We start from the raw sequence: 13,579 nt of genomic DNA on the forward strand, positions 1-13,579 counted from the left end.
AGCAAATTCACTGTTTAAATTTTTGAATACTTTTCGTTTTAAATGTTTTACTAGCAACTTTACCAACTCCTTTACATGCTTCGCATTTTATAGAAAATGGTAATAATGATAAAGCTTTTATTTTTCCGCTACCACTACATTTTTTACATACGATATAAATAGCCATCCAATCACTCCCTACTTAATTTATATGTCAACTCTTATTATACAGAATATTTAGAAATTTTAACACTAGTTGAGAATGAGAATCCTTATTAATAATAATTATAAAATTAAAATTATTTTAATTTATTACTTCCTTTTTATATGAAATAATTATATAATAAGAATATATAAGATCTTCTTCATACTAGTGTTGAAGTTGTTTTGCTGCCTAATGGCAGCTTTTCGTATTTTAATAATCTTATTGATTTGTATTCTCAATTAGATTAGAGGAGAGTGTTGGTAATGGAATTACAATTGAGAAAAGATAAAATTAGTAGCGAAAGTGAAAATGAAAAATTTCGTTTTTTAGAGAAAATAAAACCACATGGTGAATTAATAGCAGCCTTATTCTCTGGAGTGATGATTTTAGTAGCTTTTCTAGTTGAAAGACAAGATATAACAACTCTTTCATCCGTTTTGTTTTTAATTGCGTTTTTAATTGGTGGCTTTGCTAAAGCGAAAGAAGGCATTGAGGAAACGATCCAAGAGAAAACGTTAAATGTAGAGTTGTTAATGGTATTTGCTTGCTATAGGCTCTGCATTGATTGGATATTGGATGGAGGGCGCTATCCTTATTTTTATATTCTCGTTAAGTGGTGCACTTGAAACATATACAATGAATAAAAGTAAAAAAGAACTGTCTTCACTCTTGCAGTTACAACCTGAAAAGGCGGTTCTTTATCGAGATGGACATGAAACGATTGTTCACATTTCTGAACTTGAAAAAGGAGATCATATTATTGTTCGTGCGGGTGAAAGAATGCCTGCTGATGGAACTTTATTAAAGGGTCAAACAACTGTTGACGAATCCGCCATAACTGGTGAATCCATTCCTGTTGAAAAGGTGAAAGGAGAGCCTATATTTGCAGGTACGGTTAATATAAATGGATCTATCACCGTAGAAGTTACAAAAAAGTCAGATCAATCTCTTTTTCAAAAGATTGTAAACCTTGTTCAGTCTGCTCAAGCAGAAACATCACCTTCTCAGCAGTTTATCGAAAAATTTGAAGGGACTTATGTAAAAGGGGTGCTTGTTGCAACAGGGTTAATGATGTTCTTACCCCATTTTACATTAGGGTGGAGTTGGAGTGAGACCTTTTATCGTGCAATGGTATTAATGGTTGTTGCCTCTCCTTGTGCTCTTGTAGCTTCGATCATGCCTGCTACACTTTCAGCTATTTCAAACGGTGCTAAAAATGGATTGCTTTTTAAAGGTGGAGTTCATTTAGAACGTTTGAATAAAACGAAGGTCTTAGCATTTGATAAGACAGGGACGTTAACAAAAGGTGAACCAGAAGTGACTAGAGTTGTCATGCGCGATGGCTTGAATAGAGTGGATTTCTTACAAATGGTGTACATGATTGAAAAACAGTCTAATCATCCTTTAGCAAAAGCAATTGTAGAATTCATTGAAAAGGAAGACATTGAAATAAAAGACTGGGTATCCGTAAATGAGCGCTCAGGTTATGGGGTTGAAGCAAATATCAACGGAAAAGAGTGGCTAGTTGGAAAAGCAGAACTTGTAGGTAAAGACGAGGCTATCAGTTTTCAAGGTGGAATTAGTCTGGAATTAGCAAAACAAGGGAACACCATTGTTTATGTTAAAGATGACAGTGGAGTCATAGGCTTATTTGCATTAAAAGATGTGTTGAGAAAAGAATCGATAGAGGCTATATCTAACCTACGTAAGCAAGGAATTTACACGGTCATGATAACTGGCGATAGTGAACAAACGGCATTAGCTATAGCTAATGAAGTGAACGTTGATGAATTCATTAGTGAGTGTTTGCCAGAAGAAAAGGTTAAACAAATTAAAAAACTAAAAGAAAAGTACGGAGAAGTAACGATGATAGGCGATGGGATCAATGATGCTCCTGCACTTGCAACAGCAGACGTTGGAATTGCAATGGGAGAAGGAACAGATGTAGCATTAGAAACGGCGGAAATCGTTTTAATGAAAAATGATCTATTAAAAGTAACCAAAGCTATGGATATATCAACTAAAATGAATCGAATTGTTAAACAAAACATCGCTTTCTCATTGTCAGTTATATGTTTATTAATTTGTAGCAATTTTTTGCAAATTCTTGACTTGCCTTTAGGTGTTATTGGACATGAAGGAAGTACAATATTAGTTATCTTAAATGGACTAAGATTGTTAAAAGGGTAAAAAGAAAAGCGAAAGCTCCCGTCTTAAAGAATGTAAATAAAAAACCAGGTGGGATTTTCCTTACACCTGGTTTTTTATATGTGATTTACTGACTGTTTTTTCTTTGTCTGGTCGAGAAAGAACAACGAATTCAGCCATAATGATAAATCCTAAGCCAACAAACCAACTGATTACCGAACTATAGTAGTAATAATCAATTAGCAGCATTCCGACAATCGGACACATTAAACCTATAAGACTTAAGATTAAGATGATGTGTTTTTTTATGAAAGACATTTAATGTGCCTCCTGATTTTCCATAAACTTAATGATAATAGAATTTTAACAGTAAAAATTGTTTTTTAAAAGTGCACTTTATATAAATTCGTCTTAATAATATTTTGTTTTTTATGTTATAGTATGTTCTACATATTATAGAACAGAGGTGTAAAATATGAAACAACGTATATTAAATGTACAACAATGGTTATCTACAAACCATTTAGATTTAGCCTTTATTTCTTCGTCTGAAAATGTTTTTTATTTATCAGGGTTTCTTTGTGAACCGCATGAACGTTTGCTAGGTATCTTTGTTTTTTCGTCAGGCGATCCTTTTCTAGTGTGTCCAACGATGGAAGTATCACAAGCCAAAGAGGCTGGTTGGGACTTTTCGATCGTTTCTTATACAGATCATCAAGATCCATGGGAGCTTATTCGACTTAAAATGAGTGAAAAAGAGATAAACAGCCCTACAAAAATGGCTATAGAGAAAGAGTTTCTTACATACAAAAGAACAGAAGAAATATCTGCAATTTTTAATGAAGTGTCAATCTCATCTATTGACGAGAAGATGAATGAACTAAGAGTAATAAAAAGTGAAGAAGAGCTAACCATATTACGAAAGGCTGCTTATTTTGCTGACTTAGGGATAAAAATCGGACAAGATGCCCTTAAAGAAAATATAACAGAATTAGAGGTGATCGCCTCTATAGAGTATGAGCTAAAAAAACAAGGTATTCGTGAAATGTCTTTTTCTACCTTAGTTCTTTTTGGTGAAAAGTCAGGTCAACCACATGGAAATCCTGGGAACCGTAAGCTAAGAAAAGGAGATTTTGTTTTATTTGATTTAGGTGTCGTCTATCAAGGGTATTGCTCAGATATTTCTAGAACGGTTGTATTTGATGAAGCAAATGATCAGCAAAAAAAGATTTATGATACTGTTTATAAGGCACAACTTGAAGCGTTAAATGTCTGTAAACCAGGTGCTAAAATTGGTGATATTGACCGTGCAGCAAGAAAATTCATTGGTAATGCTGGTTTTGGAGAATTATTTCCTCACCGTATTGGTCATGGTTTAGGGTTAAATGTACATGAGTTCCCATCCTTAAATGAAAGTAATCTTGATGTCCTTAAAGAAGGAATGGTGTTTACCGTCGAACCAGGAATTTATGATGAGCAGCTCGGCGGCGTTCGCATTGAAGACGATGTAGTGATAACAGCGAACGGAAATGAGTTGTTAACAAAATCGTCCAAGGAATTTCAAGTGATTAAGAAGTAAACCAATAAGAAAATAATTTATCGTGTTTTTGGTTGGTTGTGGATTCCTTGGGTAATCTATTAACAGAAAGAAAGTATCATGTTTTGAGGTGAAATAGTGAATAATATAGCTGTGTTAACAAGTGGTGGAGATTCACCAGGAATGAATGCTGCCATAAGAGCAGTCGTTAGAAAAGGGATTTATGAAGGACTGAATGTTTGGGGTGTCTATCAAGGTTATAATGGATTAATGGAAGGAAAGATGGAGCCTTTACAGTTAGGTTCGGTAGCAGATATCATTCAACGGGGAGGTACATTTTTACGTTCCGCACGCTCAGAAAAATTTAAAACAAATGAAGGACAAAACCAAGCGATCGCACAAATGAGAAATAAAGGGATCGACGGTTTAGTAGTCATCGGGGGCGACGGCTCGTACCAAGGAGCGCTAAATTAACAGAAAAGGGTTACCCTTGTATAGGTTTACCTGGAACGATCGATAATGATATACCTGGAACGGATTATACAATTGGCTTTGACACGGCCTTTAATACGGTTGTGAGAGCGATTGACCAAATTAGAGACACGGCTACTTCTCATGATCGAACATTTATAATCGAAGTGATGGGAAGGCATGCAGGAGATATTGCTTTATGGTCAGGAGTGGCTGCAGGTGCTGAAACGATTATGATACCAGAAAAGAGATACAACATAAATGAGATCGTTGATCGGTTAAATCATGGGGTTAGGCGAGGAAAAAAAACACTCGATCATCGTTTTAGCTGAGGGGGTTAGAAAGGCAGACGATTTAGCGAAAGAGTTAAAAGATTCCTTTCAATTAGAAACTCGAATATCCGTTTTAGGGCACATTCAACGGGGAGGATCACCTACAGGGTTTGATCGTGTGCTTGCTTCTCGACTAGGAGCGAGGGCTATTGAATTGCTTTTAGAAGGAAAAGGTGGAAGAGCAGTAGGGATGATCAAGGGACAATTGGTTGATCATGATATAATTGAAATTTTAAAGAATAAAGATCGAATGGTTGATGATCTTTATGATTTGTCTCAACAATTGTCTATATAAGTTTTGAAGAGTCTTTTTTGAAAAGGCTCTTTTTTTAAGGAAATTAGCTGAGGTAGTTAATATGTTCTTTATTTTAATATGGAATTGTGCACTTTTTAAGTGTAAGATAATATCAAAACGTATGTTGTAAGGGCGGAATAGCAGTGGTTAATTTTAAAAGGGTGTTCAATAGGTTAGGTTCTTTTTTGAACACAAGGATGAAGATAGGGGTTTTATTTGGATGCATATTATTTCTGACAGGTTGTTTCTTAAGAGAAGCTCCCACCTCTTTAATCCAAGAACCAACAATACCTGAAGAACAACAACGAATGATTACGCAAATTAAAAAAGGATTACCTGAAGGTGTAGAACTTTTAACAGCTAATAAAGACCCATACCCGAAAACGTACTATTCCTTTGATCTTAATGGAGATAAACGTAACGAAGTACTGGTGTTCTATAGGGTGAATAAGCCTGATGAACCTTCCATTAATATGGCGATTTTTGAAAATTCTTTAGAGCGCCGTTGGGTTATGAAAGAAAAAATAACATTTAAGGGAACAGATTTAGATTATGTAGAAGTAAAACAGCTTAAACCAAGCAATAGTGGGCAAAATATCCCTCAACTAATTATTGGTACAAAAAAAGCTGGTCTTGGAAGCTTGTATATTTTTAAGTCTGTTGATGGTGTACTTAAAAATATTGTGATTAACCAATCATATGATCATTTTTTAGTGGATGATCTTAATCGAGATAATGTGCTAGAGCTACATGTGGTGGAAGGTCAAAAATTAAAGATGTATCAATTAAACGATCAAAATCAGTTAGTCGTTTTGTCGGAAGTTTTTTTAGACCCTAATGTCATTTATGAAAAAATGACAATTGGACAAGTGGTTAAGGGTGTAAAAGCAATCTTTTTGGATGTGAAAGATAGTGAAAAGAGGTTTTACACACAAGTAGTGACTTTAACAGATCAACAACTTGTAAAAAGAATACCTGAGAGTCATAAAAAAAACACTTATAAGGATAGATTAATTACTTCAAAGGATATAGATAATGATGGAATAATTGAAATTGCCTCGACCAAACCATTTAAAAGCGAACAAGAAGGTTTGGAAGGTCATTACTATGAAACATATATGAAATTAACCCCTGAATACTCATCATTTGAAGAAGTGGATAGACGTTACCTAAATTTAAATAAAGGATTTTACATAATAATAAATGATGAATGGGTAGGTGAATTAAAAATAACCGAAAAGTCTAATTTTGTTGTAATTGAAAATCAAGAGGGATGGAAAACTTCGATTGAATGGAGAAGTAATAAATTAGAAGGTGCTCAACTTCCTGGTACTTTAATCGGGGAGTCAGAAGAATGGCGCTTTTATATTCAAAAGGACGCTGGAGTTCCTGATTTAATGGAAAGTTTCCATTTAATGTCGGAAGATATATGAGGTGTAGAAAATGTGTAGGGTCTTAGTAGTTGAAGATGAACTATCTATTAGAAGTTTTATTTCTTTAAATATAAAAAAACAAGGGATCACAGTTTTGGAAGCTGAAACGGGCGAAAAGGCTCTGGATTTGATTACAAGAGAATCCATCGATATTATTCTTTTAGACTTAATGCTTCCAGGAATAAGCGGAATAGAGGTTTGTGAGCACATTCGTCAATATAATTCTAGTATCGGGATTATTATGTTGACAGCAAAAGGACAAGAGCAAGATAAAATTATCGGTCTTTCGAGTGGTGCTGACGATTATTTAGTTAAACCATTTAGTGTGGGAGAATTAATAGCAAGAATTCAGTCGTTATGGCGAAGGATATCAGCAATTAAAGATACTGGTCAAGGGATGAATCAATTTGAACAACAACAAAGGATTATTCTTGACCTCGATGAGGAAGTGGTTAAAAAAGATGGCGAAACGATTTCCTTAACACCGACGGAATTTTTAATTATGAAGTATTTTTATGAATATCCTAACTCACTTGTAACAAGAGATGAGCTATTGAACTTTGTATGGGGAAAAGAGTATGTTGGAGACTATAAAGTTGTCGATGTTAATATAAGAAGGCTTAGACAAAAATTAGAGGAAAATCCATCAAAACCAGAACACCTACAGACTGTATGGGGAAGAGGATATATATGGAAAGGTGAGAGCTATGAATCGTCGAGTCGTCTTTCAATTCATGTTTGTCATATTTTTAATGCTCTTTTTAATCGTTAGTATATTTCAACTAACGGCCAAGCAATATTATTATAATGGCATTTCACAAACAATTATTACTCATTCTCAATCAGTTATAAAATACACAAGCTTTCATGACTATTCTTTAGAAGATGGTCTTAGTAGTGAAACGATCAGTGAACTGACTTCAAAGATGCAATATGAAGGAGCAATTCTTCATATAGTAAATAAAGATGGTCAAATTATTCAATCTTCAACAGGTCTTCCTCAAGATGGGAGGGAAGAAGACTTAATATTAGTAGAACAAGGAATACCATATGACCCTTTTTATCAAGTTGAGAGAAGGAAAGACGAGAAAGTACTCATTGTCTATTCCCCATTAAAACTAGATGGACAAACGGTCGCTTATTTAAGGTATACTACTTCTCTAGAAGGAGTAAATCAAGTCTTGTTTTCCTTAAATATAGCCGCATTTATTATTGGAGTATTAGTGTCGGTCATTGTATTCTTTGTTAGTTTAAAGCTTGCTAATTCAATCACACAACCTATTAAAGAGATTATTCATGTATCTTCAAAAATGGCTCAAGGACAATTTAATGTTAGGGTAAAAGAATCGTATAAAGATGAACTAGGGACATTAGCACGGACGCTAAATTATTTAGCTGAAGAAATTGTTCGTACAGAAGAGATGAAAAATCAATTTATTTCCTCTATTTCTCATGAACTACGAACACCACTTACTGGAATTAAAGGGTGGTCTGAAACGTTGCTTCCTTCCAATGACATATCTAAGGAAGAATTAAAACAGGGATTGCAGTTGATCTCTTCTGAAACGGATCGGCTAATATTGCTAGTCGAAGAGTTACTTGACTTTTCACGCTTTCAAAATGATAAGATCGCTTTACATAAAGAGGAAATTGATATTGAAGAATTGTTAAATGACGTCCTACTGCAAACGACTTCAAAGGCGGAGAACAAACAGCTCTCTCTTGTTTTCGAGGTGCCATCGTATAAGGTAGAAGTGGATGTTAATAGAATGAAGCAAGTGTTTCTAAATTTGATTGACAACGCGATTAAGTTTTCTCATGAAAAAGGAACAATTTATATTAAAAGTAAGCAAGGAAGTCGTTTTTTTCATTTATTTATTCAAGATGAAGGGATTGGAATAAATGAAAAGCATATTCCTTATTTAACGAGGCCTTTCTACCAAGTATCCCATCAACAAGGAACTGGATTAGGATTGGCGATTTCTGCTAAAATCATAGAATTACATGGTGGACATTTGATTATAAATAGTCAACAAGGTAGGGGAACGGTGGTTACCATTACACTTCCTAAGTAAAAAGTCTTTTGGAGTAATCTCCAAAAGACTTTTTATTTTTTTTCAGAAGGCTACTTCTAGACGCTATAGTCTTATAGTTAAAGTGAAGGAGGTGATAAACATGGCAAATTCAACAATAACAAGTAGCCAGCTAAGATTGATTTTTGAAGAGGGATTAGATGAGCAAGGGAAAACAGTTTTTTCGTATAAAAGCTACAACAATGTCAAAGCTGAGGCAACTGCTGAACAGTTGTTTGCTGTTGCGAACAAGCTAGTATCCCTACAAACAAAACCATTATTTGAAGTAGAAAGGAACGACTCATCATTAATTGAAGAATAAGAAAGGAGTGGACTAAATGTCAAAAAAATTAGAAATGAAATTTTTAAACGAAACTGGGAAAACGATTACCATTACTGTAGATGAACCTAAGGGAGCCCTACCAGTTGAAGAGGTTGATGATGCGATGGATACCATCCTAACAAATGATATCTTCTTCGCAAATGGAGGGAAGTTAGTGAGTAAGAAGGAAGCGAGAATTGTTGAGAGAAATGTGAATACCATTTTTAGTGAATAGTTGAGGTAAGGAGGTTAGCAAATGTATCGCTAACCTCTTTTGATAGCGAAATTGAAAAAATATGTGAAAGGGGGGCATGATGATGGCTGGTTGGATACAACTAATAAGCGAGGTTGGATTTCCTATTGTAGTCACTTTATATTTGCTACAAAGAATTGAAACGAAGCTTGATCAACTGAATCAATCCATTAAAATGCTGCCTGAACAACTGAAAAATTAAAGGTGAATAATTTTTACAGGGCTGTCGCTAAAATATTGTGGACAAAAAAATGACGATAATTCTTTCGTTTGAAGCAATAGGCGGAAATATACGGAGAGTCTATTGACTTAACAACAATAGTTCTTTTTGTTATGGATCCGCTTTTGCTTTGATAAATAATTTTAATTGGCTTTTGTTCTTCAAAACTTAAACGAAGGAGATAATCCACAATAAGCCTCCTAAACAAACGTATGTTTTCTTTTGCATCTTATTCAAAACAGTTGAATTTTATACTAAAAGGGAGGTTTTATTGTATAACGAAGAGAATACCTATAGTGTATGAGGCAATAAAATCTATTCGTAAGGTGGTAATGATGATGGACAAATATGAAAATGCTCACCTTATAAGAAAATTATCTAACGAAATTACGAAAGCAATCATTCACGATGATTTTAAATCTTCAAATGAACAGTTGAAAAGAAGTATCGAATTACTTTCGCAAACCATTTACGATTTTACAATATTATATGACGATGAAACGAAAAATGATGAGGAAACCATAAAAGGAATTCAAGCGAAAATGACCATAGCTTTAAATGCACTGAAACAAAACTCAAGCCAGTAACATATCCATTAGTGTATTTGTTGCATACAAATCAAAGATGAAAGACTCCATTACCTTGATGAGTTAATGAAATCAAGACTCACGCTAGCTAAGTAAGATAATCAATATGAGGGACGTATGAGAAGGCTTACTAGTTTTTCTGCGAGTTTCCCTTTAAAATTACTTTCACAGAAAAGCTCAGTAAGGACATCAGAATTAGGACAAAGCTTATATTTTTTTAAAAAAAGGGGTATCCAGTAAAATTGCCTGGATACCCCTTATATGTAGTGCTTATTTAGGTTTCTTAGTTTTCGTTTTTGATTCGCTCATCTCTTTAGCGAATTCTGTATCTTGCTTTTGTTCAGATGGACTTTTCATTCCTTTTTTCTTAGCCACTTCTATTCAGCCCCCTTTCTATTTAACCTAGGATTAGTTTATACATTTTAAAAAGATTTAAACAAAAAATAAGGAAGAAAAAAATAATTGACGAATAATGTCGATTTATGTACGATGTTGAGTGAGTAATGAAAAAGGAGACTGCGGTTGTGAATGAAAATGTGATCGTTAAAAAAGTTTTAAACAACAATGTAATAATAGCTGAACATCAACTACTTTCAGAAGTCGTTTTAATAGGGAAAGGAATAGGGTTTGGAAAAAAGAAAGATGATCTTATTGCAGATGAAGCCATTGAGAAAATGTTCGTTTTGAAAAATAAACAACAACAAGAACAGTACAAACTACTACTTCCTTTTGTTGACGAAGAAATGATTGAAGTAATCTATGATATTATTACTTACATATCTGTAAAAATGTCACTACCGTTAAATGATCATATACACATTTCGTTAACGGATCACATTTCTTTTGCGATAAAGAGATTACAAAAAGGAATGGATATAAAAAATCCTTTTTTAAAAGAAACAAAGCTTCTATATCCTAAAGAGTATGAAGTAGCAACAGATGTTGTAGAGTTATTAAATGAACGGTTAAATATTTATTTACCTGAAGGGGAAATCGGCTTTATCGCTCTACATATTCATAGTGCCACCTCAAACACAACTATTTCCGAGATTAATCAATTTTCACAATTAATAAATAAATTGATCGTTGTCATCGAAGATAGTATGGGGATTTCCATCGACAGAAATAGCATTCATTACTCCAGATTAATACGTCATCTTCGCTATACAATTGATCGAGTAAAAAACGGGGAAACAGTGGAAGAACCAAAAAAGTTGAAAAGTTTATTGAAAGAAGAATATCCATTATGCTATAATACTGCATGGAAGATGGTTAAAGTATTAGAAAAATCATTACAATTAAACGTATTCGATGCGGAAGTTGTTTATTTAACGATGCATCTGTATCGAATTAACAATAAAACATTATAACGTTAAGTACATACGTGTTACTGATACGATCAGGCATGAGTATAGATAAGGTGCATTAGTTGCATCCTATTTTACTCATGCCTTTTTGTTTTTTTATTCGTTTGTTGTAAGCGATATCTTGAATGATGTTTGAAATACTTTTCCTTATTTCCCCATGTACTTTAACTTTCTTTGAGTATCTTTTCATTTAGGAGACAAACTAACAAAAAAAGGAGGGTTTAAAGATGTTTAAACAATCATTTGGAGTCCTGCAAAAAATCGGTAAGTCGTTAATGTTACCTGTAGCATTATTACCTGCTGCAGGAATCTTATTGGCTTTCGGTAATGCGATGCAAAATCCAGATCTAATCGAATATTTACCGTTCCTAGAGAATAATGTATTTATTTTAGTGGCAAGTGTAATGGAGCAATCCGGTGGAATCATTTTTTCAAACCTTCCATTACTTTTTGCTGTAGGGGTTGCGATTGGTCTAGCAAAAGGGGATGGAGTGGCTGGATTAGCTGGAATCGTAGGGTTCTTAATTATGAATGCGACCATCAGTCAAATCTTAATCTACAATAATGATCTTCCAAGTGATTCTGTTGAATTAGCTGAATTTTTAAAGGCAGGCCATCCAGAGTTTGCCCAAGTTTTAGGGATCCCTACTCTTCAAACAGGGGTGTTTGGCGGTATCATCGTTGGTATTTTAGCAGCTTACATGTACAATAAGTTTTTTGATATTGAATTACCTCAATACTTAGGATTTTTTGCAGGAAAACGGTTTGTGCCGATTGTCACAGCTGCATCAGCCGTTTTACTAGGGATTATAATGTACTTTATTTGGCCGCCTGTTCAAGGAGTTTAAATAGCTTTTCAGAAGGATTGTTACAACAAAATTTAACTTTGGCAGCCTTCGTCTTTGGTGTCATTGAAAGAGCGCTCATACCATTTGGTTTACATCATATTTTTTACGCACCGTTTTGGTTCGAATTTGGCTCTTATACGAATGTCGCTGGGGAAATCGTCCGAGGCGATCAAAGGATTTTTATGGAACAAATAAAAGATGGGGTAGAATTAACTGCGGGAACGTTCATGACAGGAAAATTCCCATTTATGATGTTTGGCTTACCAGCAGCTGCTCTAGCTATTTATCAAGAAGCGAAACCAGAGAATAAAAAATATGTAGCGGGTATTATGGGTTCTGCAGCCATTAACTTCTTTCTTAACAGGAATTACGGAACCAATTGAGTTTAGCTTCTTATTCGTTGCACCCGTGTTATTCGGTATTCATACGATATTTGCTGGCTTATCCTTTATGACAATGCATTTACTCAATGTTAAAATAGGTATGACCTTCTCAGGTGGTGTCATTGACTATCTCCTATTCGGAGTTCTTCCAAACCGAACAGCATGGTGGCTTGTGATTCCAGTTGGTCTTGTCATAGCTATGATCTACTATTTTGGTTTTAGATTTGCCATTCGAAAGTTTAACTTAAAAACTCCAGGTCGTGAAGATGAAACGCAAGAAGAAACGAGCTCAGCAACAAGTAAATCAGAATTGCCAATGAATATTTTAAAAGCGCTAGGGGGAAAAGATAATATTTCACACCTAGATGCCTGTATTACACGTTTGCGAGTTTCTGTAGTTGAAGTTAAACAAGTAGATAAGAACCGTTTGAAAAAACTAGGGGCTTCGGGAGTCTTGGAAGTAGGAAACAACATACAAGCCATTTTTGGTCCGAGATCAGATGGATTAAAAACACAAATTCAAGCCATTATGGATGATGAACCTGTTCCTACTGTTGAGGGGCAGTCAATGGAAGAAGAAGTAGAGCAACAAATAGAAGAGGTTATGCCGAAATCTATCCAAAAAGAAAGTGATATTGATATTGATTTTGTTTCACCAATAAAAGGAGAAATAAAATCAATTACGGAAGTGCCCGATCAAGTATTCTCATCAAAAATGATGGGAGATGGATTTGCCATATTACCTGAAGAAGGAACTGTTGTCTCGCCAGTTGATGGTGAAATCATCAATATATTTAAAACAAAGCATGCAGTTGCCATAAAATCAAAAGATGGAAAAGAAATCTTAATTCATATTGGGATTGATACGGTACAACTTGATGGAAAAGGGTTTGAAACGTTTGTAACAGACGGTGATAAAGTTAAACAAGGACAGCGTTTATTGGAAGTGGATCTTGATTATGTAAAAGAACATGCCCCGTCCATCATGACGCCAATTATTTTTACGAACTTAGATGAACGTGTAAAAGTGAATGTAAGCGAGGGGAAAGTTGAACGACAAGATAAGCTTGACTTGTTTTAGAAAAAGACAAACGTATTTAATAAATAAATATTAAAAAAATTGTAGG

General features: G+C 34.5%; 12 protein-coding genes and 3 pseudogenes. 12 read left to right on the forward strand and 3 right to left on the reverse strand.

The features are described 5' to 3' along the window. Positions 1–7: 7 nt before the first annotated feature. On the reverse strand, positions 8–166 hold the full coding sequence (locus LC087_RS02850) for a hypothetical protein (RefSeq protein ID WP_226538983.1): 159 nt from the start codon (positions 164–166) through the stop codon (positions 8–10). 281 nt (positions 167–447) lie between these two features. Here LC087_RS02850 and LC087_RS02855 point away from each other — a divergent pair. Then, positions 448–2,374, forward strand: a pseudogene (locus LC087_RS02855) (heavy metal translocating P-type ATPase). Positions 2,375–2,434: 60 nt separating this feature from the next. On the opposite strand, the gene LC087_RS02860 reads toward LC087_RS02855, so the two are convergent. Then, entirely contained in the window at positions 2,435–2,650 is a 216-nt protein-coding gene (locus LC087_RS02860; RefSeq protein WP_226538985.1) for a hypothetical protein, read from the reverse strand. Positions 2,651–2,807: 157 nt separating this feature from the next. Here LC087_RS02860 and LC087_RS02865 point away from each other — a divergent pair, with 157 nt between their 5' ends. The 8 genes and pseudogenes from LC087_RS02865 to LC087_RS02900 all read left to right on the forward strand — a co-directional run bounded on the left by LC087_RS02865 (position 2,808) and on the right by LC087_RS02900 (position 9,249). Further along, complete coding sequence (locus LC087_RS02865; protein ID WP_226538986.1) at positions 2,808–3,911, forward strand: M24 family metallopeptidase; 1,104 nt, start codon at positions 2,808–2,810, stop codon at positions 3,909–3,911. 96 nt (positions 3,912–4,007) lie between these two features. Further along, positions 4,008–4,967 (forward strand): annotated as a pseudogene (gene pfkA, locus LC087_RS02870) (6-phosphofructokinase). A gap of 143 nt (positions 4,968–5,110) precedes the next feature. After that, a complete protein-coding gene (locus LC087_RS02875) occupies positions 5,111–6,400 on the forward strand; it encodes a hypothetical protein (RefSeq protein WP_226538988.1) in 1,290 nt (429 codons plus the stop codon). A gap of 10 nt (positions 6,401–6,410) precedes the next feature. Further along, positions 6,411–7,172 (forward strand): response regulator transcription factor, encoded by a 762-nt coding sequence (locus LC087_RS02880; RefSeq protein ID WP_306019953.1) that lies wholly within the window; start codon positions 6,411–6,413, stop codon positions 7,170–7,172. Next, the gene (locus LC087_RS02885) at positions 7,108–8,475 is read left to right on the forward strand and encodes a sensor histidine kinase (RefSeq protein WP_226538990.1); all 1,368 of its coding nucleotides are present in this window, start codon (positions 7,108–7,110) and stop codon (positions 8,473–8,475) included. The genes LC087_RS02880 and LC087_RS02885 overlap by 65 nt, the downstream gene beginning before the upstream one ends. Positions 8,476–8,575: 100 nt before the next feature. Next, on the forward strand, positions 8,576–8,794 hold the full coding sequence (locus LC087_RS02890; protein ID WP_226538991.1) for a DUF1659 domain-containing protein: 219 nt from the start codon (positions 8,576–8,578) through the stop codon (positions 8,792–8,794). A gap of 16 nt (positions 8,795–8,810) precedes the next feature. Next, positions 8,811–9,029 (forward strand): DUF2922 domain-containing protein, encoded by a 219-nt coding sequence (locus LC087_RS02895; RefSeq protein WP_226538992.1) that lies wholly within the window; start codon positions 8,811–8,813, stop codon positions 9,027–9,029. An 82-nt stretch (positions 9,030–9,111) separates the two neighbouring features. After that, positions 9,112–9,249, forward strand: coding sequence for a YvrJ family protein (locus LC087_RS02900; protein WP_226538993.1), 138 nt, complete (start codon positions 9,112–9,114; stop codon positions 9,247–9,249). A 13-nt stretch (positions 9,250–9,262) separates the two neighbouring features. Here the strand turns inward: LC087_RS02900 and LC087_RS19880 are convergent, their stop codons facing one another. Continuing rightward, a complete protein-coding gene (locus tag LC087_RS19880) occupies positions 9,263–9,457 on the reverse strand; it encodes a WYL domain-containing protein (RefSeq protein WP_443111812.1) in 195 nt (64 codons plus the stop codon). Positions 9,458–9,605: 148 nt separating this feature from the next. On the opposite strand from LC087_RS19880, the gene LC087_RS02905 reads away from it, so the two are divergent. From LC087_RS02905 to ptsG, 3 genes and pseudogenes are all read left to right on the forward strand, one after another. Further along, a complete protein-coding gene (locus LC087_RS02905) occupies positions 9,606–9,854 on the forward strand; it encodes a hypothetical protein (RefSeq protein WP_226538994.1) in 249 nt (82 codons plus the stop codon). 503 nt (positions 9,855–10,357) lie between these two features. Next, a complete protein-coding gene (glcT, locus tag LC087_RS02910; protein WP_264189799.1) occupies positions 10,358–11,224 on the forward strand; it encodes a glucose PTS transporter transcription antiterminator GlcT in 867 nt (288 codons plus the stop codon). A 224-nt stretch (positions 11,225–11,448) separates the two neighbouring features. After that, positions 11,449–13,533, forward strand: a pseudogene (gene ptsG, locus LC087_RS02915) (glucose-specific PTS transporter subunit IIBC). The last annotated feature ends 46 nt before the right edge of the window (positions 13,534–13,579 follow it).

The organism is Bacillus carboniphilus (genome assembly GCF_020524035.2).
In the GTDB taxonomy this organism is placed as follows: domain Bacteria; phylum Bacillota; class Bacilli; order Bacillales; family JAIVKR01; genus Bacillus_CC.